The sequence below is a fragment of the Streptomyces sp. NPDC110618 genome, assembly GCF_055657065.1.
In genome coordinates this window covers 239,755-264,401 of sequence record NZ_JBVKBN010000008.1, presented here as the reverse complement: position 1 = coordinate 264,401, position 24,647 = coordinate 239,755, and the positions used below count along the sequence as shown (strand labels likewise).

Here is a 24,647-nt window from a genome sequence, read left to right as displayed (position 1 = left end):
ATTTGATTCGTAGTGTGGGCCGCGTCGCCACTAACGCCCTTGCCGGCGCGCGTTTTTCCCCGGGTCTCGACGTATCTACCCCATCGGAGTGAATGGCCATGGCCGATCGGAATGGACTTCAACTGCCGCTGACGGCCGCTCAGTACGGAATGTGGCTGGCGCAGCAGGTGAATCCGGAAAACCCGATGTACTGCATCGCCGAGTGCGTGGAGATACCGGGCGGCGTCGATGCGGAACTCTTCGAAAAGGCGCTGCGCCGAACCGTGGCCGAGTCCGAGGCGCTGCGCGTGCGGCTGCACGCCGGCCCCGACGGCCCCGTGCAGTCGGTGGCCGACGACCCCGACTGGCGGCTGCACACCCCCGACGTCAGCGGCGCCGCCGACCCGGCCGCGGCCGCCGAGGAGTGGATGCTCGCGCGGGTGAAGGCCCCGGTGGACCTGGCGGACGGGCCGCTGTTCACCTTCGGCCTGATCAAGCTGGCCGACGACCGCCACACCTGGTTCAGCCGGGTCCACCACACCCTCGTGGACGGATACAGCTGGTCGCTGATCGCCTCCCGGGTCGCCGCCGTGTACTCCGCGCTCCGGGCCGGGCGGGAACCGGCGCCCTCCCGGTTCGGCACCCTGCGCGAGCTCGTCGACCTGGACACCGCCTACCGGGCCTCCCCGCAGTTCACCGAGGACGCCGCCTACTGGAACGAACGCCTGGCCTCGGTCACCGCACCGGCCGCCCTGGCCGGCCGGCCCGTCCGCGTCCCCACCGACCACGTCCGCCACACCGGCACCGTGACCGCCGAGCGCGCCGAGGCGCTGCACGCCCTGGCCCGGGAGACCCGGGCGAGCTGGCCGGCCGTGGTGGTCGCCGGCCTCGCCGCCTACCTGGGCCGCCTCACCGGCTCCGACGACGTGGTGCTCGGACTGGCCGCCGCGGCCCGGCCCGTCCCGGCCGCCCGCCGCACCCCCGGCATGGTCTCCAACGCCCTGCCGCTGCGGGTCCCCCTCACCCCCGGGCTCACCGTCGCCGAGCTGGTGCGCTCCGTCAGCGACGGCATCCACCAGGCGCTGCGCCACCAGCGTTACCGCTACGAGGACATCCACCGCGACCTCGGCCTGGTCGGCGACCGCAAGCGGCTGTGGGGCCCCGAGGTCAACCTCCTCATGTACGGGGAGCCGCTGGTCTTCGCCGGCCGCGAGGCGACGGTACGGGGCTTCTCGGTCGGGCCGGAGGAGGACCTGTCCGTCGTGGTCGACAACCGGTGCCCCGGCGCGGGCTTCCTGCTCGACCTGCACGCCAACTCCGACCTCTACACCGAGGATTCGCTCGCCGGTCACCGCGAGGCGCTGACCGCGTTCCTCGCCGCCCTGGCCGACGCGGACCCGGACACCGCGCTGGCGGCCGTCCCGCTCGCCGCGCCGGCCGGTTGGTCACCGCCCGCGCGGTCGGCCGAACCCGGGCCCGTATCCGAGCGCGCCCCCCACCGCGCCCCGCGGACCGAGCGGGAGCGGGTCCTGTGCGCGCTGGTCGCCGAGGTCCTGAAGGCCGACCGGGTCGGCGCCGACGACAACTTCTTCGAACTGGGCGGCCACTCGCTGACCGCGATCCGCCTGCTCAGCCGTATCCGTGACGAGTTCGGCGCCGAACTGCCCGTCCGCACCGTCTTCGAGGCGCCGACGGCCGCCGCGCTCGCCGCCCGGCTGGACCGGTCCGAGGACAGCCGCCGCCCGGTCACGCCCGCCCACCGTCCCGCCGAACTCCCGCTCTCCCTCACCCAGCAGGGGCTCTGGCTGGTCAACCGGGTCCACGGACCGAGCGGCGCCTACAACATGGGCCTCGCGCTCCGGCTCACCGGCCGGCTCGACCGGGCCGCCCTGGCGGCGGCACTGGACGACGTCCTCGCCCGGCACGAAAGCCTGCGCACCGTCTTCCCGGAGAGCGACGGGCGCCCCCGCCAGCACATCCTGACGGCCGACGAGGCCGCCGCCCGTGCCGCGCTCGTGGAGCGGGCCGCCGACGAGGCGACGCTCGACGCCACCGTCGCCGAGGTGGTCGCCGAGGGATTCGACCTCACCACCCAGCTCGCCGTGCGCCCCCGGCTGCTGGTGCTGGGGGAGGAGGACCACGTCCTGCTCGTCGTCCTGCACCACATCGTGGCGGACGGACTCTCCCTGGCACCCCTCGCCCGCGACCTCGGCCTCGCCTACACCACCCGCGCGCAGGGCCGCCCGCCCGCCTTCGCCCCGCTGCCGCTGCAGTACGCCGACCACACCCTGGCCCAGCAGACGGCCCTCGGCTCCGAGGACGACCCGGACAGCCCGCTGGGCCGTCAACTCGCCTACTGGAAGCAGGCGCTGGCCGGACTGCCCGAGGAACTGGACCTGCCGCTGGACCGGCCCCGGCCCGGCCAACCCAGCGGGCGCGGCGACATCGTCCGCTTCGAGATCGGCCCCGATCTGCACCGGCGCCTGATCGAACTGGGCCGCTCCCACCGAGCCAGCCTGTTCATGGTGCTGCAGAGCGCGGTCGCCGTGCTGCTGAGCAAGCTCGGCGCGGGCGAGGACATCCCGCTGGGCAGTGCCGTCGCCGGTCGCGGCGACGCCCGGCTGGACGACCTGATCGGCTGCTTCGTCAACACCGTCGTGTTCCGCAACGACCTCTCCGGCAGCCCCACCGTCGCCGAACTCCTGGACCGCACACGGGAGATGGCGCTGTCCGCGCAGGCCCACCAGGACCTGCCCTTCGAGCGGGTGGTGGAGGCGCTCAACCCCGAGCGCACGCTCGCCCGCAACCCGCTGTTCCAGGTCATGATGGATGTGCAGACCCCGGCCGAGTCCACCCTGGAGCTGCCCGGCCTGCACACCACGCCCCAGCAGGTCGACCCCGGCGTCACCAAGATCGACCTGCTCTTCGGCCTGGACGAGCGCTCGGCCGGCCACGAGGCCCCGGCCGGCATCTCGGGCCGGCTGGAGTACAGCACCGATCTCTTCGACCGGGCCACCGTCGAGGCGATGAGCGCGCGGCTGCTGCGCGTACTGGAGGCGTTCGCGGCCGATCCGGGGCGCGGCATCGACACCGTCGACCTCCTCTCCGCGGACGAACGCGCCCTGGTGCTGGACCGGTTCGGCGCCGGCCCCGCCCTTCACCCCGAGGCGCCGCTGCCCGCGCTGTTCGAGCGGCAGGCTGCCCGGACCCCGCGCGCCGAGGCGCTGCGCGAGGGCAGCCGGGTGCTGACGTACGCGGAACTCAACACCCGCGCCAACCGGCTGGCGCACGCCCTGATCGCCCGGGGAGCCGGGCCCGAGCAGCGGGTCGCGGTGCTGCTGCCCCGATCGGCCGACCTGGTGACGGCCCTCCTCGCGGTCGCCAAGTCCGGCGCCGCCTACGTCCCCGTGGACCCGGAGTACCCCGCCGAACGGATCGCCTACATGCTGGAGGACTCCGCGCCCGCCCTGGTCCTCGCCGACGCGCACACCCGGGCCGCCGTACCGGCCGGGACCCCGGTGCTCGACCCGACGGCGGAGCACCCCGGCCCCGGGTCCGACCCGACCGACGCCGACCGGACCCGGCCGCTGACCGAGGCACACCCGGCCTACGTCATCTACACCTCCGGCTCCACCGGCCGGCCCAAGGGCGTCGTGGTGGAGCACCGCTCGGTCGCCGTCTACCTCCAGCACGCCCGCGCGCACTACCCGTCCGTCGCCGACGGCACCCTGCTGCACTCCCCGGTCTCCTTCGACCTGACCGTCACCTCGCTGTACGCCCCGCTGATCAGCGGCGGCACGGTGCGTGTCACCGCGCTCGAAGGGCCCGCCACCGGCGCCCCGCGGCCCGCCTTCCTCAAGGCGACCCCCGCCCACCTGGCGCTGCTCGGCGTGCTCCCCGAGGAACTGTCGCCCCACCGGGAACTGGTCGTGGGCGGTGAGATGCTGCTCGGCGAGGCCGTGGCCGAACTGCGCCGGCACCGCCCGGGCATCGCGGTCGTCAACGAGTACGGGCCCACCGAGGCCACCGTCGGCTGTGTGGCGTACCGGCTGGAGCCGGACGAGGAGACACCCGCCGGCCCGGTGCCGATCGGCCGCCCCATGGCGAACTCCGCCATCCGGGTCCTGGACCGGTCCCTCAACCCGGTGCCGCCCCAGGTGCCCGGCGAGATCTACATCGGCGGCGGCCAGCTCGCCCGGGGCTACCTGGGCAGGCCGGGACTCACCGCCGAGCGGTTCGTCGCCGACCCGTACGGCCCGCCCGGCGCGCGTCTGTACCGTACGGGCGACCTGGGCCGCTGGCGCGCCGACGGCGAACTGGAGTACCTGGGTCGCCTCGACGACCAGGTCAAGCTGAACGGCTTCCGCATCGAACTCGGCGAGATCGAGGCCGTTCTGTCCCGCCATCCGCGGGTGGCGCACGCGGCCGCCGCGGTGCGCGAGGACGTCCCCGGACACCGCCGGCTCGTCGGCTACGTGGTGGCCGCGGCGGGGGAGCGCGCGGTACCCGAGGACGTGCTCGCGCACGCCGCCGCGGTGCTGCCCGCCCACATGACGCCGGCCGAGGTCGTCGTCCTCGGCGAACTGCCGCTCACCCCCAACGGCAAGCTGGACCGCAAGGCCCTGCCGGCGCCGGAACGCGCCGCGGCCGACACCGGCGAACCGGCACCGCGCACACCGACGGAGAAGGTCCTCGCCGACCTCTTCGCCGAGGTGCTCGGACGGGACGGCGTCGGCCTGGAGGCGGGCTTCTTCGAACTGGGCGGCGACAGCATCGTCTCCATCCAGCTGGTGGCCCGCGCCCGCCGCAACGGACTCCCGCTCACCCCCAAGGACGTCTTCGAGCTCAAGACGGTGGCCGCCCTCGCCGCCCGGCTGGACGAGACGGCCCCGCAGACGCGGGCCGACGACACGCCGCGCACCGGCCCGCTGCCCGCGACGCCGATCATGCGCTGGCTGGAGGAGCGCGGCGGTCCCCTCGACGCCTTCCACCAGACGATGCTCGTCCAGGTCCCGCCGGGACTCGGCGAACAGCCGCTGACGGCCGCGCTCCAGGCGCTGCTCGACCGGCACGACGCGCTGCGCCTGACCCGCCGCCCCGGCGCCGACGGCCGCCCGGCCTACGAGATCCTCGCCCCCGGCGCCGTCGCCGCGGCCCCCCTGGTGCGCCGGACGGACGTCGCCGGACAGGACGTCGACACCCTGCGCGCCACGCTCGACCGGGAGGCCCGCGCGGCCTGGTCCCGGCTCGATCCGGCCACCGGCACCCTGGTCCAACTGGTCTGGTGCGACGCCGGGCCGGACACCCCCGGCCGCCTGCTGTTCGCCGCGCACCACCTGGCCGTGGACGGCGTCTCCTGGGGCATCCTGCTGCCCGACCTGCACGCCGCGTGGGAGGCCGCCGCCGCCGGGAAGACCCCCGAACTCGCACCGGTGGGCACACCGTTGCGCAGCTGGGCGCGGCTGCTCGGCGAGCAGGTGGCCGAACGGGCCGGCGAGGAACCGCTGTGGGCGCGCATGCTGACACCGCCCGCGCCGGCCCTGACCGCCCGGCCCCTCGACCCGGCCCGCGACACCGCCTTCGCCGCCCGGCACCTCACCCGGGCCCTGCCCGCCGACGAGACCGCCGCCCTCCTGGGACCGGCCACCACCGCCCTGAAGGCGGGCGTGCACGAGGTGCTGATCACCGCGCTCGCCGTGGCGCTCGACCACTGGCACCGCAGGCGGCGCCGCGACCCGGACGGCGGCGTCCTGATCGACGTGGAGGGTCACGGCCGGCAGGAGCTCGCCGACGGCGTCGACCTGTCCCGCACCGTCGGCTGGTTCACCACGCTGCGCCCGGCCCGCCTCGACCCCGAGGTCACCGACTGGGAGGACCTGTGGGAGGGCGGACCCGCGGCCGGGCGGGCGCTGCGCGCGGTCAAGGAACAGTTCCGTGCCGTGCCCGACGACGGCATCGGGTACGGGCTGCTGCGCTACCTCGACCCGGCCGCCGGGCCCCGGCTTGCCGCCCTCGCCGCCTCCCCGGTCCTCTTCAACTACCTGGGCCGCACCACCGCCTCCGGTGGCGACTGGGAGACCGCGCCCGAGATCGACCTGGTGCTGGCCGACGGGGCGGACCTGCCGCTGTCCCATGTGCTGGAGATCGACGCACTGGTCCAGGACGGACCCGCGGGACCGTCCCTGACCACCCGCTGGACCTATCCGGGACGGCTCCTTTCCGAAGCCGAGGTCCGCGAACTCGCGGACGCCTGGTTGCGCGCCGTGCGCGCGCTGCTGCATCACGCCGAGCGCCCCGACGCCGGTGGCCACACTCCGTCGGACCTGGCGCTGGTGGAGCTTTCCCAAGACGAGATCGACGGCCTCGAAGCCGAGTGGAGGACGCTGCAATGACGAAGACGGGTCCCGAGGACATCCTTCCGCTGTCCCCGCTCCAGGAGGGACTTCTCTTCCACGCCCTGTACGACGAGGCCGGTGAGGACGTCTACACGGTGCAGGTGGTCCTCGACCTCGGGGGCGACCTGGACCGCGCCGCCCTCAAGGCGGCGGCACAGGCGCTGCTGGACCGCCACGCCAACCTCCGGGTCGGCTTCCTGCACCCCAAGCAGAGCCCCCCGGTGCAGGTCGTCGCCCGGCACGTGGAACTGCCCTGGTCCGAGACCGACTTGAGGACGCTCGGGGAGCGGGAGACCGAGACACGGCTGGGTGAGCTGCAGGCCGAGGAGAAGGCGCACGTCTTCGACCTGGCCCGACCCCCGCTGATGCGCTACCGGCTGGTGCGGCTGGCCGACGACGCGTACCGGCTGCTCATCACCTTCCACCACATCCTGCTCGACGGCTGGTCCACCTCCGTACTGCTCGGCGAACTCCTCCAGGCGTACTCCGCCGGGGGCGACGCCTCCGGGCTGCCGCCGGTGACGCCGTTCCGCGACCACCTCGCCCACCTCTCCCGCCAGGACCACCATGCCTCCGAGGAGGCCTGGCGGCAGGCGCTCGCCGGGATCGACGCGCCCACCCGCCTGGTGCCCGCCGACCCCACCCGCGAGGTGATCCACCCGGAACAGTTCGCGCTGGAGCTGTCCGAGGCGGCGACCGAGGCGCTCTCGGCCCGGCTGCGCGCCCACGACCTGACCTTCTCCACCGCCGTGCACGGCTCCTGGGCGCTGCTGCTGTCCGTGCTCACCGGCCGTGACGACGTGGTCTTCGGCACCGTCGTCTCGGGCCGGCCGCCGGAGGTCCCCGGCGTCGAGCGCATGGTCGGCATGCTCATCAACACCCTGCCGGTGCGCGTGCGGGCGGCCGGCGGCGACTCGCTGCACACCGTCCTGGCCCGGCTCCAGGCCGAGCACCTGCGGATGACGGAGCACCAGTTCACCGGCATGCGCGACATCCACCGGCTCTCCGGCCACCCCGAACTCTTCGACACCTACGTCGCCTTCGAGAACTTCCCGTTCGACCTCCAGACGCTGCGCGACCTCGCGGGCGGCCTGTCCATCGACGGGTTCGACGTCCTCGACGCCAACCACTATCCGCTCTGCCTGGTCTCCCACGTGTACGAGGGCCGGCTCAGGCTGGTGCTCAACTACCGCCCGGACCTGTTCGACCGCGAGCAGGTGGAGATCATCGGCGGCCGCCTGGTGCGCATCCTGGAGACCGTGAGCGAGGACCCGGCGGCCACCGTCGCGGGCCTCGACCTGCTCGCCGACGACGAGCGCCGACGCCTGACGGCCAGCGCCCGCTCCGTCGAACAGGCCACCTTCTGCGAGCTGTTCGCCGCCCAGGCGGCCCGCACCCCCGGCAACACCGCCGTGGAGTCGGCGGACCTGTCCCTCACCTACGCGGAACTGGACGCGCGCGCCGACGCCCTCGCCGCACGCCTGGCCGCCGAGGGCGTCGGCCCGGAGCAGGTCGTGGCCCTCGTCCTCGGCCGCAGCGCGGAGTCCGTGGTGGCCTCGCTCGCGGTGCTGAAGGCGGGCGCCGCCTACCTGCCGGTCGACCCGGACTATCCGGCCGAGCGCATCGCGTTCATGTTCGACGACGCGCGCCCCGCGGCCGTGCTCACCACCGAGACGTACCGCGCCGCCGTCCCGGGCGGGACCGGCGCCCCCGTCCTCCTCGTGGACCTCGACCGGCCGGCCGACGGCGGCGGCGCCGTACCCGCCGGACCGGTCTCCGCGGCCTCGCCCGCCTACCTGATCTACACCTCGGGCTCGACCGGCGTGCCCAAGGGCGTCGTGGTCGCCCACAGCGGTCTGGCCGCCTTCGCCGCGACCGAGCGCGAACGCTTCGCCGTCGACGCCGCGAGCCGGGTGCTGCAGTTCTCATCGCCGAGCTTCGACGCCTCGGTGCTCGAACTGTGCATGGCCCTGACCTCCGGCGCCACCCTCGTGGTGCCCGAACCCGGCCCGCTGGCCGGGGAACCGCTCGCCGAGCTGATCGCCGCCCGGCGCGTCACCCACGCGCTGATCCCCCCGGCCGCCCTGGCGAGCGTGCCCGCGGCCGGCCTGCCCGGCTTCTCCTGCCTGATCGTCGGCGGCGACGCCTGCCCGCCCGAACTCGTCGCGCGCTGGGCCCCCGGCCGCCGCATGGTCAACGCCTACGGCCCCACGGAGTCCACCGTCGCCGTGACCATGAGCGACCCGCTGGAGGACACCGGGACCGTCCCGCCGATCGGCGCCCCGGTCCTCGGCACCCGCGTACACGTCCTGGACGCGGCGCTGCGCCTGGTGCCCCCGGGCACCGAGGGCGAGCTGTACGTCTCCGGCGACGGGCTGGCCCGCGGCTATCTGCGCCGGCCCGGCCTGAGCGCCTCCCGCTTCGTCGCCAACCCCTTCGGCGCTCCCGGTGAGCGGATGTACCGCACCGGCGACATCGTGCGGATGCGCGCCGACGGACAACTGGAGTTCGTCGGCCGGGCCGACGACCAGGTCAAGATCCGCGGCTTCCGGATCGAACTCGGCGAGATCGAGAGCGCCCTGGCCCGCCACGCGGACGTGGACCGGGCGGCGGTGGCCGTCCACGCCACACCGGAGGGCGTCCGCCGGCTCGTGGCCTACGTCGTCCCCGCCGGGCCCGGCGGCGTCGACACCGAGGCCCTGCTCGCCGGCCTGGCCGCACGGCTGCCGGAGTACATGGTCCCCTCGCTCGTCGTCACCCTCGACACCCTGCCGCTGACCGCCAACGGCAAGCTGGACCGCAAGGCCCTGCCGGCCCCCGAGCAGTCCGCGGACACCGGCCGCGCCCCGGCCGGTGAGCGCGAGGAGCTGCTGGCCCGGCTGTTCGCCGAGGTGCTCGGCGTGGACCGGGTCGCCGCCGACCGGAGCTTCTTCGAACTGGGCGGCGACAGCATCGGCTCCATCCAGCTGATCAGCCGTGCCCGCAAGGCGGGGCTGCGCTTCAGCCCGCGGGACGTCTTCACCCACCGGACCGTCGAGGCGCTGGCCGCGGTGGCCCAGGACGCCGCGGCGGCACCCGCCCGCCGGGCCGCGCCCTCCGACGGCGTCGGCGGCGTCCCGCTCACCCCGATCATCCACTGGTTCCGCGAACACAGCGGCCCGCAGGCCCGGTTCACCCAGTCCATGCCGCTGCCGACACCGGCCGGCCTCGACACCGCCCGGGTCGGCGCCGCCCTGCAGACCCTCCTCGACCACCACGACGCCCTGCGCCTGAAGCTCACCCGGATCGAGGACATCGACGAGTGGGTCCTGGAGATCACCCCGCCCGGCACCGTCGACGCCGCCGCGTCGCTGCACCGCGTCGACACCGCCGGACTCGACGCCGCCGCCCTCGACGCGCTCGCCGAGCGGGAACTGGCCGCCGCCCAGGACCGGCTCGCCCCCGAGGACGGCCGGATGGTGCAGGCCGTCTGGTGCGACGCGGGCGCCGACGCCCCCGGCCGGCTGCTGCTCGTCGTCCACCACCTGGCCGTGGACGGTGTCTCCTGGCGCATCCTGCTGCCCGACCTCTCCGCCGCCCTGGAGGCCGCCACCCGCGGTGCCGCGTTCACCCCCGAACCGGTGGGCACCTCCTTCCGCCGCTGGGCCCGCCACCTGACCGCGGCCGCCGGCGAGCCCGACCGCGTACGCGAACTCCCGCTGTGGCGCTCGATCCTGTCCGGCCCCGACCCGCTGCTCACCGAGCGCCCCCTCGACCCGGCCGCCGACACCCTCGCCACCGCCGGACACCTGACCCTGCGGCTGCCCGCCGAGTTCACCGAACCGCTCCTCGGCCGGGTGCCGGCCGCCTTCAACGCGCGGATCAACGACGTCCTGCTGACCGCGCTGGCGATCGCCGTCGCCGACTGGCGCCGCGCCCGCGGCGGCGGCGAGGAGACCTCCGTGCTGATCGGGCTGGAGGGCCACGGCCGCGAGGACATCCTCGACGGGGCCGACCTCTCGCGCACCGTCGGCTGGTTCACCAGCCTCTACCCGGTCCGCCTCGACCCCGGCGAGACCTCCCCCGGGCAGCTCACCGAGAGCGGCCCACGGGCGGCCGCCGCACTGCGGGCCGTCAGGGAACAGCTGCGGGCCATCCCGGACAACGGCATCGGCTTCGGTCTGCTGCGCCACCTCAACCCGCGCACCGCCGCCGCTCTGGCCCGCTTCGCCGAACCGCAGATCGGCTTCAACTACCTCGGCCGCATCGGCGCCGTCGACGACGAGGGCCGGGACGCCGGACTCGGCGGCGGGGCCGATCCCGCCACGCCGCTGCCGTACACCCTCACCGCCAACGCGGTCACCGAGACCCACCCCGACGGGCCCCGGCTGGCGGCCACCTGGACCTGGCCCGGCGCGCTGCTCACCGAGGACGAGGTACGGCAGCTCGCCACCGCCTGGTTCGATGCCCTGCGCGCCCTCGTCGCCTGCGCCGAACTTCCCGGGGCCGGCGGCGGACTCGTCCCCTCCGACCTGCCGCTGGTGGACCTCACCCAGGCCGAGATCGACCGCCTGAGCCGGGTCGTGCCCGGCCTCACCGACGTCCTGCCGCTCTCCCCGCTCCAGGAGGGCCTGCTCTTCCACACGGAGTACGACCAGCAGGCCGAGGACGTCTACATCACCCGGCTGGCGGTGGACGTCCACGGCGAGCTCGACACCGAGGCGCTGCGCGCCGCCGTCGCCGGTCTGCTCGCCCGGCACGCCAGCCTCCGGGCCTGCTTCCACCGCACCACCGACGGCACCCCCGTCCAGCTGATCCCCGCCGAGGCCGAACCGCCCTGGCACGACGTCGACCTGAGCGCCCTGGACGAGGACGCGCGGCGGGCCGAGCTGGACCGGCTGCTGGTCGCGGAGCGCTCCCGGCGCTTCGACCCCCAGCGCCCGCCGCTGCTGCGCTTCACCCTCGTCCGGCTCGGCGAGGACCGGCACCGGCTGCTGTTCGCCGCCCACCATCTGCTGCTGGACGGCTGGTCGGCACAGGTGCTCGCCGGCGAGCTGTTCGCCCTGTACGGACAGCGCGGTGACGCCTCCGCCCTGCTGGACACCGCTCCCTACAAGGAGTACCTGGCCTGGCTCGCCGGGCAGGACCGCCCCGCCGCCGAGGCGGCCTGGAGCGCGGCGCTCGCCGGAGTGGAGGAGCCGACCCTCGTCGCCCCGCACGCGGCCGGGTCCGCCGCCGCGCTCCCCGGCCGGATCGCCGACGAACTGCCGGCCGAGCTGACCGCCGCGCTCACCGCGGCCGCCCGCGCGCACGGCCTGACCATGAACGCGGTGGTGCAGGGCGCCTGGGGACTGGTGCTCGCCCGCCTCACGGGCCGCGACGACGTACTGTTCGGCGAGACGGTCTCCGGCCGGCCGCCGGAGCTGCCGGGCGTGGAGTCCATGGTCGGCCTGTTCAGCAACACGGTCCCGGTCCGGGTCCGCGTCGACCCCGCCCGCTCCCTCGCCGACACCCTCGCGCGCGTCCAGGCCGGACGGGTCGACCTCCTGGCCCACCACTACCTGGGCCTGGCCGACATCCAGCGGCTGACCGGCCTCGGCACCCTGTTCGACACGGCCGTCGTCTTCGAGAACTTCCCCGCGGAGGAGACCGGCGGACGGACCGTGCACGGACTGACCCTGTCCGAGGTGGACACCAAGGGGGACAACCACTATCCGCTCGGCATGGTCGTCATGCACGACGAGCGGCGCACCGTCCTCAACTGGTACTACCGCGGTGACCTCGTGGACGCGGAGCTGGTGCGCGGCGCCACCCGCGCCCTGCGCTCGGTCCTGCGGGCCTTCGCCGAGGCGCCCGACACCCCGGTCGGCCGGCTGCCGATGGCGGACGAGGCGGAGACGCTGCGGCTGACCTCCGGTGCCGCCGGCGTCGCCGTGCCCGGGTCCGAGGCACTGGTCCACGAGCTGATCGAGGCCCAGGCGGCACGCACGCCGGGCGCCGTGGCCCTCGCCGGCACCACGGCCGAACTGACCTACGCCGAACTGGACGCCCGCGCCGACCGCCTCGCCCGCCTCCTCGTCGCCGACGGCGCGGGCCCCGAGGAACGCGTGGCCGTCGCCATGGAGCGCTCCGCCGACCTGGTGGTGACCCTGCTCGCGGTGCTGAAGTCCGGCGCCGCCTACGTGCCCCTGGACCCGGCCCACCCGGCCGGGCGCACCGCGCACGTGCTCGCCGACGCCCGCCCCCGGCTGCTGCTGACCGACCGGGCCACCGCCGCCGGACTGCCGGACACCGACGTGCCCGTCCTCGTCCTCGACGCCCCCGGCGTCACCGAACGTCTCGCCGCGCTCCCCACCGCCGGACCGGACGATGCCCGCCCCGACACGCCGGCCGGCGCGGACCGGGCCGCGTACGTCATCTACACCTCGGGCTCCACCGGCCGCCCCAAGGGCGTGGTGGTCACCCACCGGTCGGTCGTCGACTACCTGGGCTGGACCCGGCGCGCCTACCCGGCCGCCGCGGGCGTCGCGCTGCTGCACTCACCGGTCGCCTTCGACCTCAGCGTCACCGCGCTGTTCACCCCCCTGACCACGGGCGGCACAGTCGTCGTCGCCGCGCTGGAGGAGGACCCGGCGACCTCGGCCCGGCTGGCCGCGACGCCCCTCACCTTCATGAAGGCCACCCCCAGCCACCTGCCGCTGCTGGACGCGCTGCCCGACGCCTACTCGCCCGCGGGCGAACTCCTGCTGGGCGGCGAGGCGCTGCTCGGCGAGGCCCTGGCCGACTGGCGGGAACGGCACCCGGACGTCACCGTCTGGAACGTCTACGGTCCCACCGAGGCGACCGTCAACGTCACCGAGCACCGCATCGACCCCGGCGCACCGCTGGATCCCGGCCCGGTCCCGATCGGCCGCCCGCAGGGCAACGTCCGCGCCTACGTGCTGGACGCGGCGCTGCGCCCGGCACCGGAGGGCGTGGCCGGCGAACTGTACCTGGCCGGACCGTGCCTGGCCCGCGGCTACCTGGGCCGCCCCGGCCTGACCGCGGAGCGGTTCACCGCCGACCCCTACGGTCCGGCCGGCGCACGCATGTACCGCACGGGCGACGTGGCCCGCCGGCTGCCCGGCGGCGACCTCGTCTTCGTCGGCCGCGCCGACGACCAGGTGAAGATCCGCGGCCACCGCGTGGAACTCGGCGAGGTCGCCGCGGCCGTCGCCGCGCTGCCCGGCGTCGCCGCGCAGGCCGTCCTGGTCCGCGACGGCGCGGACGGCGGCCGGCTCGTCGCGTACGCGGTGCCCGCCGCCGGGCACGCCCCGACGGGCCGGGAGCTGCACGAGCGGCTGACCGCCCGCCTGCCCGAGTACATGGTCCCCGAGGCCGTCGTCGTCCTGGACGAACTGCCGCTCACCCCCAACGGCAAGCTGGACCGCGCGGCCCTGCCGGAACCGGACCTCGCCCCGGCCGCCGCCGCCCGCGCCCCGCGCACCCCGCAGGAGGAGATCCTGTGCGGGCTCTTCGCCCAGGTGCTGGAGCGTCCCGGAGCGGGCGTGGACGACCACTTCTTCGAACTCGGCGGCAACTCGCTCAGCGCCGTCCGGCTGCTCAGCCGGGTCCGTGCCGCCTTCGGCGCCGAGGTCGACGTCCGCGCCGTGTTCGAGGCCCCCACCCCGGCCCTGCTCGCCGCCCGGATCACGCCCGGCGCCACCGGCCGCCCGGAACTGACCGCGCGCAGCCGCCCCACGCCGACGCCGCTGTCCGCCGCGCAGCGCCGGCTGTGGTTCCTGGACCGGCTGGCCGGCCCGTCCGGCGCGTACAACATCCCGCTCGGCATCCGGCTCACCGGCGCCCTCGACGTGTCCGCGCTGCGGGCCGCGATCGCCGACGTGGTGGCCCGGCACGAGAGCCTGCGGACCGTCTTCCCGGACACCGGGGGCGTCCCCCGGCAGGAGGTGCTGGCTGCGGCCGACGCCCCGGTGACCCTCCGGACGGTGCGCACCGCGCCCGAGGAGCTCCCCCGCGCGCTGCGCGAGGAAGCCGCGCGGGGCTTCGACCTGGCGGGCGAACCGCCGCTGCGCGCCACCCTGTTCACCGTCTCCGGCACCGAGCACGTGCTGCTGCTCACCCTCCACCACATCGCCTCCGACGGCTGGTCCAACGCCCCGCTGGCCCGCGACCTCTCGCGCGCCTACTCCGCCCGCTGCTCGGGCCGCGCGCCCGGCTTCGCCCCGCTGCCGGTCCAGTACGCCGACTACACGCTGTGGCAGCGCGAGCTGCTCGGCGACGTGACCGACCCCGGCAGCCTCGCCGCACGCCAACTCGCCTTCTGGCGCGAGACCCTGGCCGGCGCCCCCGCCGAACTGGCGCTGCCCTTCGACCGGCCCCGCCCGGCGGAGATGTCCGGGGCTGGCGCCACCGTGGAGTTCCGGGTCGACGCCGCCGTGCACGCCCGGCTGGCCGAACTGGCCCGCGCCCACCAAGCGAGCCTGTTCATGGTCGCCCAGGCGGCGCTCGCGGCCCTGCTCACCCGGCTCGGCGCGGGCACCGACGTGCCCATCGGCACGGCGGTCGCCGGCCGCCCCGAGGAGGCGCTGGAAGACCTCGTGGGCTTCTTCGTCAACACGCTGGTCCTGCGCACCGACACCTCGGGCTCCCCGACCTTCGCCGAACTGCTGGACCGGGTGCGCCGCGCGGACCTCGCGGCCTACGCCCACCAGGACCTGCCCTTCGAGCAGATCGTCGACGATCTTGGCGCCGAGGCGCGTTCCCTCGCCCGCACCCCGCTCTTCCAGGTGTTCCTGGCCTTCCAGAACCACCGAGCCCCCGCCCTCGCCCTGCCCGGACTGGTCGCCGAGCCCGCCGACATCGCCCTGACCTCGGCCAAGACCGACCTCGGCATCGAACTCGCCGAGGAGTTCGCGGACGGCGCCCCGGCCGGGCTGCGCGGCCTGGTCAGCTACCGCACCGACCTGTTCGACCGGACCACGGTGGAGTCGATCATGGCGCGGTTCACCGCGCTGCTGGCCGCGGTCGCCGACGACCCCGACCGCGCGCCGGACCGCACCGACCTGATGCCGGCCGACGAACTGCGCAGGCTGGTCGGCGAGTGGAACGACACCGCCCGCGAGACACCGGCGGCCACCCTGCCGGCCCTGTTCGAGCGGCAGGCCGCGGCCACCCCGGACCGCACCGCGGTCCTCGCGGGCGCGCAGCGGCTGACCTACGCCGAACTCAACGCCCGCGCCAACCGGTGGGCGCACCACCTGATATCCGCCGGGGCGGGCCCCGAACAGCGGGTGATGGTCGCCGTACCGCGCTCGCCCGAATGGCTCGCCGTCACCCTGGGCGTACTGAAGGCCGGAGCCGCGTACGTCCCCGTGGACCCCGCCTACCCGGCCGACCGGATCGCCCACATGGTCCGGGACGCCCGTCCCGCCCTGGTGATCACGGCCGGCGACCCGGACGACGGCTGGACGCTGCCGCCCGGCACGCCGGTGCTGCGCGCCGACGCGGAACAGACGCGAACGGCCCTGGCGGCGGCGCCGGACACCGACCCCGGCGACGGCGACCGGCGAGCCCCGCTCGACCTGCGCCACCCCGCGTACGTCATCTACACCTCCGGCTCCACCGGCCGTCCCAAGGGCGTCGTGGTCACCCACCGCGGCATCGGGGGCATGGCCGCGGCGCACGCGGAGAACTTCGCCGTCGACGACACCAGCCGGGTGCTCCAGGCCGTCTCGCCGAGTTTCGACGTCTCCATGGCCGACGTGGCGATGACCCTGCTCAGCGGCGCCGCCCTGGTGCTGCCCGAGGGCAGCCGCGCCCCGGCCGGCGCCGAACTCGCCGCCCTGCTGGCCGAGTACGAGGTCACCCACCTGCAGATCACCGCGGGCGTCCTCGCCACCCTGCCGCGCACCCCGCTGCCCGCATTGCGCACCCTCGCGGTCGGCGGCGAGCCCTGCCCGCCCGACCAGGTCGCCCACTGGTCCCAGGGACGCCGGCTGCTCAACGTGTACGGCCCGAGCGAGGCGACCGTGTGCGCCACCATGAGCCGGCCGCAGTCCGGCGCGGTGCACCCGCCGATCGGCGCCCCGCTGTGGAACACCCGCGCCTACGTCCTGGACGACTTCCTGCGGCCCGTGCCGACCGGCGTCACCGGCGAGCTGTACCTGGCCGGCGACCAACTGGCCCGCGGGTACCTCGACCGTCCGGCGCTCACCGGCGAACGCTTCGTCGCCGACCCCTTCGGGGGACCGGGGGAGCGCCTGTACCGCACCGGGGACCGGGTGCGCTGGGAGGCCGACGGGCAGTTGCGGTTCGCCGGACGCGCCGACGACCAGGTGAAGATCCGCGGATTCCGCATCGAGCCGGGCGAGATCGAGGCGGCCCTCGACGCGCATCCCGGCGTGGCCCGCTCGGCGGTCGCCGTCCGCCAGGGACCGGACGGCCGCAAGCAGTTGGCGGCCTACGTGGTCGCCGCCGAGGACGGCGGACCCGCACCGGACGGCCTGCGCGCCCACATCGCCGCACGGCTGCCCGAGTACATGGCGCCCGCCGTGTACACCTTCCTCGACACGCTGCCGCTGAGCGCCAACGGCAAGGTCGACCGCGCCGCGCTGCCGGAGCCCGACCTCGGCACCCGGCCCGCGGGCCGCGCGCCGCGCGACGCGAAGGAGACCCTGCTGTGCGAACTGATCGGTGACCTGCTGGGCGTGGAATCGGTCGGCATCGACGACAGCTTCTTCGACCTCGGCGGCGACAGCATCGTCTCCATCCAGCTGGTGAGCCGCGCCCTGGAGGCCGGACTGGAGTTCACCGCTGCGGACGTGCTGCGCCACCGCACGGTCGCCGAACTGGCCGCGGCCGCCGTCGGCCCGGACGGTGCGGACGGTCCGCACGGCCGGGACGGCAAGGCCGACCGGGACGACTCCGGCGTCGGCGAGGTCCCGCTCGGCCCCGCCGTCCACGCGCTGCGCGAACGCCTCCGGCGGCCCGCCGAGGCGGCCTCCACCGCCGTCGTCGCCCTGCCCGCCGAAACCGACGAGGCCACCCTGCTCGCCGTGCTCCAGGCGCTGTTCGACCACCACGACGCCCTGCGCCTCAAGCTCACCCGCCGGGCCGGCAACCTGGTCTGGGGCCTGGAGACCGGACCGCGCGGGGCGACGGCGGCCGGCGCGCTGCTCACCCGGGTCGACCTCGCCGGCGCCGACGCGCGGCGGTGGACCGACGAACTGGCCCGGCAGACCGAGGCCGCACGCGCCGCCCTGGCGCCGGAGGACGGCATCGTGCTGCGCGCCGTGTGGCTGGACGGCGGCCCCGGCGGCGAGCACCGCCTGCTGCTCGCCGTGCACGCCCTGGCCGCGGACACCGCCTCCTGGCGCGTCCTGACCGAGGACCTGCGCACGGCCTGGGACGAGGTCGTGGCGGGCCGCACGCCGCGACTCGCCCCCGTGCCGGTCTCCTGCCGCGGCTGGGCCGAGCGGACGGCCGCCGCGGCCGCCGCCCCCGGACTGATCGACGAACTGGAGAGCTGGACCGAGGTCCTCGGCACCGAGGCCGTACCGCCCGCGGCGGCCTCGCCCGACCCGGGCCGGGACACCGCGGCCACCCTGCGCCGCCTGGAGGTGACCCTGCCCGCCGAGGAGTCGGCGGCCCTGCTCACCACCGTTCCCGACGCCTTCGCCACCGGTGTGGAACAGGTCCTGCTCGGCGCCTTCGCCGCCGCCGTCCAGCGGTGGCGGGCCCGGCGTGACCTGCCCGTCGGCGCCGGGCTGCCGGTCGACGTGGCGCACGACCCCCGTACCGACCCCGCGCTCGGCCGCACCGTGGGCCCGCTGACCGGCCCCCGGCCGGTACTGCTGGACGCCGGGGAACCGGGCGACGGCCCCGCCGCCCACGTCAAGCGGGTCAAGGAACGGCTCGCGGCCGCGCCGGGAACCGGCGCCGGGTACGGACTGCTCAGGTACCTCAACCCGCAGACCGTGCCGCTGCTCTCCGCGCTGCCCGCCCCGCGGATCGGCTTCGCCCACCTCGGCCGCTTCGGGCAGCCGCTGCCCGACGGCGCGGTGCCGCTTCGGGCCGGGGGCGCGGTCCGCCCCGAATCCGCCGAGGGCGCGGACACGCCGGTCGCGCACGCCCTCGACGTACGCACCTGGTTCCACGACGGCCCCGACGGGCCGCGCCTGGTCGCCCGCTGGTCCTGGCCCGAGGCCCTGCTCACGGCCGCCGAGGCGGAGGAACTGGCCGAGGACTGGCTGCGGGCGGTGCGCGAAGTGGCCGCCGACGCACGCGGCGGCGGACGCTCCCCGTCCGACTTCCCGCTGGTCCGGCTGACCCAGGACGACATCGACGTCCTGGAACGGGACGGGCGCCGGATCGCCGACGTCCTGCCGCTGGCGCCGCTGCAGGAGGGACTGCTCTTCCACTCCCTGTACGACCGGCGCGACCCGGACGTCTACACCGTCCAGTTCGGGCTCGACCTGGAGGGCGACCCGCGCACGCCGGTGCTGCGCGCCGCGGTGGCCGCCCTGCTGGCCCGGCACCCCAACCTGCGCGCCGGATTCGCCCACGAAGGCCTGTCGCAGCCCGTGCAGTTCATCCCCGCCGAGGTGGAACTGCCCTGGACCGAGACCGATGTGAGCGGTCTTGGCGACGGGGAGCGGGACGCCGAGGTGCGGCGCGTGATGCGCGCGGCCCGCGAGGAACGGTTCGACCCCGGCCGGCCCCCGCTGCTGCGCTGCGTCCTGCTGCGCCTGGGCGGCGGCCGGGCCCGGCTCGTCCTCACCCTGCACCACCTGCTGCTGGACGGCTGGTCCACGCCGATCCTGCTGGACGAGCTGATGCGCCTGTACGCGGCCGGCGGCGACCCCTCGGACCTGCCCGCGGCGCGCCCCTACTCCGAGTACCTGGCCTGGCTGGGCGGGCAGGACCGTACGGCCGCCGAGCACGCCTGGCGGCAGGTGCTGGACGAGACGGTCCAGCCGACGCTGCTGGCACCGCCCGACCCCGACCGCTCCGCCGTGGCCACCGAGAAGCTCTCCGTCACCTTCGGCGGCGACCTGGTCACCGGGCTCGGCGCGCTCGCGGCCCGCCACGGCACCACCATGAACACGGTCGTGCAGGCCGCCTGGGGCATCCTGCTCGCCCGGCTCACCGGCAGCGACGACGTGGTGTTCGGCGCGACCGTCTCGGGCCGCCCGCCCCAGGTGCCGGGCGTCGAGCGGATGGTCGGGCTGTTCATCAACACCGTCCCGGTGCGGGTGAACCTCGCCGCCGGACAGCCGGCCCACGCCGTGCCCGGACAACTGTGGGAGCGGCAGCTGGAACTGATGCCGCACCAGTACGTCCGGCTGGTCGACCTGCAGCGGCTCGCCGGGAAGGGCGAGCTGTTCGACACGCTGCTGGTGTTCCAGAACATCCCCGCCGACGGCGCCGGGTTCGGCGGCGACGCCGACCGGGTCCGGGCGGTGGACCTGGAGATGAACGACGCCACGCACTACCCGCTCACCCTGGACGTCGGGCTCTCCGACGATCAGCTGCACTGCCGGTTCGGCTACCGGCCCGACCTGTTCGGCAAGGCCGAGGCGGAAGCCGTGGCCGAGGGCCTGCGTGAAGTGCTGCAGGACCTCGCCGGGCAGGCCGGGGCACCGGCACGGCCGGCCGACCACCCGCTGACCCCCTGGTGGGCCGGTATCCGGGCCCGGCTGGAGCGGACCGGCAGCGAGGCCGCGGACGCCGAGCCGTCCGGGGCCGCCGCCGTGGAGACCGAGTGGGTGGAGCCCGCCGGGGCCACCGCTGCCCTGGACACCGCGGCGCGCGAGCGCGTCCTCGTCGGCCTGTTCGGCGAACTGCTGGGCGCCGACGGCATCGGTCCGGACGACGACTTCTTCGCGCTGGGCGGGGACAGCATCGTCTCCATCCAGCTCGCCGGCCGGGCCCGCTCCGCGGGGCTCCTGATCAGCCTGCGGGACGTGTTCAAGCACCGCACGGCCCGCGCCCTGGCCCGCGTCGCCCGGCAGGACGAGGGTCCCGCCGACGGCGAGAGCGCCGAGGACGGCACCGGCGAGCCCGCCGTCACCCCGGTCATGCTCGACCTGTACGAGCGGGGCGGCCCCACGGACGACTTCCACCAGGCGGCACTGCTGCAGACGCCGGCCGACGCCGACGCCGCACGCCTGGCGGCCACGCTCCGGGCCGTCCTCGACCACCACGACGTGCTGCGCTCACGGACGGTCGCCGGAGACGGCGGACCCCGTCTGGAGATCGCGCCCCGCGGCTGTGTCGACGCCGCCGCGCTGCTGACCCGCGTCGACATCGCGGACGTGGCGCCCGGGGACCTGATGGACGTGATCGCGGCCACGCAGGTCCGGGTACAGGGCGAACTGTCGCCCGCGGACGGCCGGATGACCAGGGCGGTGTGGTTCGACGCGGGGCCCGGCAGGCCGGGACGGCTGCTGCTCCTCGTCCACCACCTGGCCGTCGACGGTGTCTCCTGGCGGGTGCTGCGCGAGGACCTCAAGGAAGCCTGGACCGCGCTGGCCGAGGGCCGGGAACCGGCGCTCGCGCCGGTCCGCACCTCCTTCCGCCGCTGGTCGGCGGAGCTGGCCAAGGAGGCGCTGAGCGAGCGCCGTACGGCCGAACTGCCGCTGTGGCGTTCGGTGCTGGCCACCGAGGACCCGCAGCTCGCCGACCGCCCCCTGGACCCGGCCGTCGATGTCGTCGGCACCGCCCGCAGCCTGACCCTCTCCCTGCCCCACGACGTGTGCGGGCCGCTGCTGGGTGCGGTTCCGGCGTTGTTCCACGCGGGTGTGGAGGAGGTGCTGCTGACGGCTCTGGGGTCGGCGGTGGCGCGCTGGCGGCGGGAGCGGGGCCGTGGTGAGGGCAGTGCGGTGCTGGTGGGTCTGGAAGGGCACGGCCGTGAGGAGATCGTGCCGGGTGCGGATCTGTCGCGGACGGTGGGCTGGTTCACCAGTCTGTATCCGGTGGCGGTGGATCCCGGTCCGGAGGGCGGTGATCCGGGGGCCGCGTTGAAGCGGGTGAAGGAGCAGGTGCGGGCGGTTCCGGACAAGGGGATCGGGTTCGGGCTGCTGCGGCATCTCAACCCGGCCACCGGTCCGGAGCTGGCGGCGCTGCCGGAACCGCAGATCGGCTTCAACTACCTCGGCCGCTTCGAGGCCGTGGACGTGTCCGCGGCCCGTGCCGAGGACTGGGCGGCTCCGCCGGAGGCGACCGAGTCCCTGGGCAGCGGAGGCAGTCCGCAGCGGCCCCTGGCCCACGCCCTCTCGCTGAGCGCGGTGGCCCAGGACCGGTCCGACGGGGTCCGCCTCGTGGCGATCTGGTCCTGGCCGGACGCCCTCTTCACGGAGCGGGAGATCCGCGCCCTGGCCGACCTGTGGGCCCAGTGCCTGGCCGAACTCGCCGCCCTCGCCGACCGGCCCGAGGCCGGCGGCCTGACCCCGTCCGACGTGTCCCTGCTGAGGCTGTCGCAGGACGAGATCGATGAATTCGAGAGTGATCTGAGCTGATGGAAGGAAACAGCAAGGTGACGAAGCCTGGATTCGTCGACATCTGGCCGCTGTCCCCGCTTCAGAAGGGCATGCTCTTCCACGCCCTGTACGAGGGCGCCGACACCGCCGGAGCCGACCGCGGCGATGACGTCTACGTCATCCAGATGGCGCTCGACCTGCGCCGCGACCTCGACGTGGCCGCCCTGCGCGGCGCCGCGGCGGCCGTCCTCGGCCGGCACGACAACCTGCGCGCCTCGTTCCGCAACCGCGCCTCGGGAGAGCCGGTGCAGGTCATCCTGCGCGAGGCCGAACCCGACTGGTCCGAGACCGACCTCAGCGGCCTGCCCGAGCCCGAGCGCACCCGGGAACTGGAGCGGCTGCTCGACCGGGACCGCACCCGCCGCTTCGACCTCTCCCGCCCCCCGATGCGGTTCTCCCTGATCAGGCTGGCCGAGCGGGAGTACCGGTTCGTCCTGACCGCGCACCACATCCTGCTCGACGGCTGGTCCATGCCCCTGGTCCTCGGCGAGCTGATGGAGCTCTACCTCGCCGACGGCGACACCGACCGGCTGCCGCCCGTCATCCCGTACAAGGACTACCTCGCCTGGCTCGCGGGCCAGGACCGGGAGGCGGCGGCACAGGCGTGGCAGCAGGCGCTGGCCGGCGCCCGGCCCGCCCTGGTCGCCGGACCGGCTCCCGGCGCCGCGCTGCCCGAGTCCCTGATCGAGGACGTGGACCCCGCCCTCGCCACCGCCTTCGTGGAGCGCGCCCGCTCCCTGGGACTGACCCCCAACAGCGCCTTCCAGACCGCCTGGGCCCTGGTGCTGGGCTCCCTGACGGGCCGTGACGACGTGGTCTTCGGCGAGACCGTCTCCGGCCGCCCGCCGGAACTGCCCGGCGTGGAGAAGATGGTCGGCCTGTTCATCAACACCCTGCCGGTGCGGCTGCGTCTGGACGCCGGCCTCACCCTGGGGGAGCAGGCCCGGGTCCTTCAGGACGGCCAGGCCGAACTCCTCGCCCACAAGCACCTCGGCCTCGCCGAGATCCAGCAGCTCGTCGGCGGCGGAGCCCTCTTCGACACCATCACCATCTTCGCCAACTACCCGATCGACACCGACAGCCTGCGCAGCTCCGCCGAGGGCATCGGCGCCGTCGCCGCCACCACCCGCGACGCCACGCACTACGCCCTCAACCTTGAGGGCACCGTGCGCGGCGAGCGCATGACCGTACGCCTCGACCACCGCCCCGACCTGTTCGCCGAGGGCGCGGGCCGGGCCGTACTGGACCGGCTGCTCGCCGTCCTGGCGGCGTTCGCCGCCGACCCGGACCGGACGGTCGGCTCCCTGGACCTGTTCACCGACGCCGACCGGGCCCGCCTGCTGTCCCGGTCCGCGGCACCGGCCGCCCCCGACGCTGTTGTGCCGGCCGCCGACGGCCCGTACGGCGAGCGCGAGGAACTGCTCGCCCGCCTGTTCGCCGAGGTGCTCGGCGTCGAGTCCGTCGGGCGGGACGACAGCTTCTTCGAGCGCGGCGGCGACTCCATCAGCTCCATCCAGCTCGCACACCGCGCCCGCAAGGAGGGCGTCGCGCTGAGCCTGCGGGAGATCTTCGAGCACCGCACGGTCGCCCGGCTCGCCGCGATCGCCGCCGCCGCGCCGGCCGCCGCACCCGCGCGGCCCGAACCGGACGACGGGACCGGCCCGGTGCCGCTCACTCCGATCATGCACTGGCAGCTGGCCCGCGGCGGCCCCGTCGACGCCTTCAACCAGACGATGACCGTGCCCGTGCCGGCCGGCCTGAACGAGACCCGGGTCGCCGCGGCGCTCCAGGCGCTGCTCGACCACCACGACGCGCTGCGCCTCAGGCTCGGCCGCACCGCTCAGGGCCGCTGGACGCTGGAGGCCGCCGAGCGGGGCGCGGTGCGCGCCGAGGACTGCGTACGCCGTGCCGCGGCCGGAGACGAGGAGGCCGAGGCCGAGCAGGTGCGGGCCGCTACGGCCCGCCTGGCACCGGCCGAGGGCCGGATGGTGCAGGCCGTCTGGTTCGACGCCGGAGCGGACACCGAGGGCCGCCTGGCCCTGGTCGTCCACCACCTGGCCGTCGACGGCGTCTCCTGGCGCGTCCTGCTGCCCGACCTGGAGGCCGCGTTCACCGCGCTCGACGCCGGCGGACCCGTCCGGCTGGAACCGGTCGGCACCTCCTTCCGCCGCTGGTCGGCGGAGCTGGCCAAGGAGGCGCTGAGCGAGCGCCGTACGGCCGAACTGCCGCTGTGGCGCACGGTGCTGGCCACCGAGGACCCGCTGCTCGCCGACCGGCGCACCGACCCCGAGCGGGACGTGCTCGGCGTCGCCCGTCAGCTCACCGTCACCCTGCCCGCCGAGGACACCGCACGCCTGCTGGGTGCGGTTCCGGCGTTGTTCCACGCGGGTGTGGAGGAGGTGCTGCTGACGGCTCTGGGGTCGGCGGTGGCGCGCTGGCGGCGGGAGCGGGGCCGTGGTGAGGGCAGTGCGGTGCTGGTGGGTCTGGAAGGGCACGGCCGTGAGGAGATCGTGCCGGGTGCGGATCTGTCGCGGACGGTGGGCTGGTTCACCAGTCTGTATCCGGTGGCGGTGGATCCCGGTCCGGAGGGCGGTGATCCGGGGGCCGCGTTGAAGCGGGTGAAGGAGCAGGTGCGGGCCGTTCCGGACAAGGGGATCGGGTTCGGGCTGCTGCGGCACCTCAACCCGGCCACCGGTCCGGAGCTGGCGGCGCTGCCCGAACCGCAGATCGGCTTCAACTACCTCGGCCGCAT

At 75.4% G+C, this 24,647-nt stretch carries 3 protein-coding genes (1 of these 3 running past the window's edge); all 3 read left to right on the top strand.

Features of this window, described 5'->3' with window-relative positions; genetic code table 11:
- Window positions 1-98 precede the first annotated feature (98 nt).
- Tightly spaced (each overlapping or abutting the next), the 3 genes in view from ACZ7L7_RS17500 to ACZ7L7_RS17490 form a layout consistent with a single transcriptional unit that may run on beyond the window.
- Complete coding sequence (locus tag ACZ7L7_RS17500) at window positions 99-6,371, top strand: amino acid adenylation domain-containing protein (RefSeq protein WP_472076369.1); 6,273 nt, start codon at window positions 99-101, stop codon at window positions 6,369-6,371.
- The gene (locus ACZ7L7_RS17495) at window positions 6,368-21,874 is read left to right on the top strand and encodes an amino acid adenylation domain-containing protein (protein ID WP_472076367.1); all 15,507 of its coding nucleotides are present in this window, start codon (window positions 6,368-6,370) and stop codon (window positions 21,872-21,874) included. The genes ACZ7L7_RS17500 and ACZ7L7_RS17495 overlap by 4 nt, the downstream gene beginning before the upstream one ends.
- Window positions 21,874-24,647, top strand: partial view of an amino acid adenylation domain-containing protein gene (locus ACZ7L7_RS17490; RefSeq protein WP_472076365.1) — the 5' portion only. It continues 12,076 nt past the right edge of the window; the window shows 2,774 of its 14,850 coding nt (coding positions 1-2,774); its start codon is at window positions 21,874-21,876; the stop codon falls past the right edge of the window. Before ACZ7L7_RS17495 ends, ACZ7L7_RS17490 begins: the two co-directional genes overlap by 1 nt.

Excerpts from the sequence above, each read along its gene's own strand:
- ACZ7L7_RS17500 (WP_472076369.1), top strand. The coding sequence starts at position 99 with ATGGCCGATCGGAATGGACTTCAACTGCCGCTGACGGCCGCTCAGTAC.
- ACZ7L7_RS17495 (WP_472076367.1), top strand. The coding sequence starts at position 6,368 with ATGACGAAGACGGGTCCCGAGGACATCCTTCCGCTGTCCCCGCTCCAG.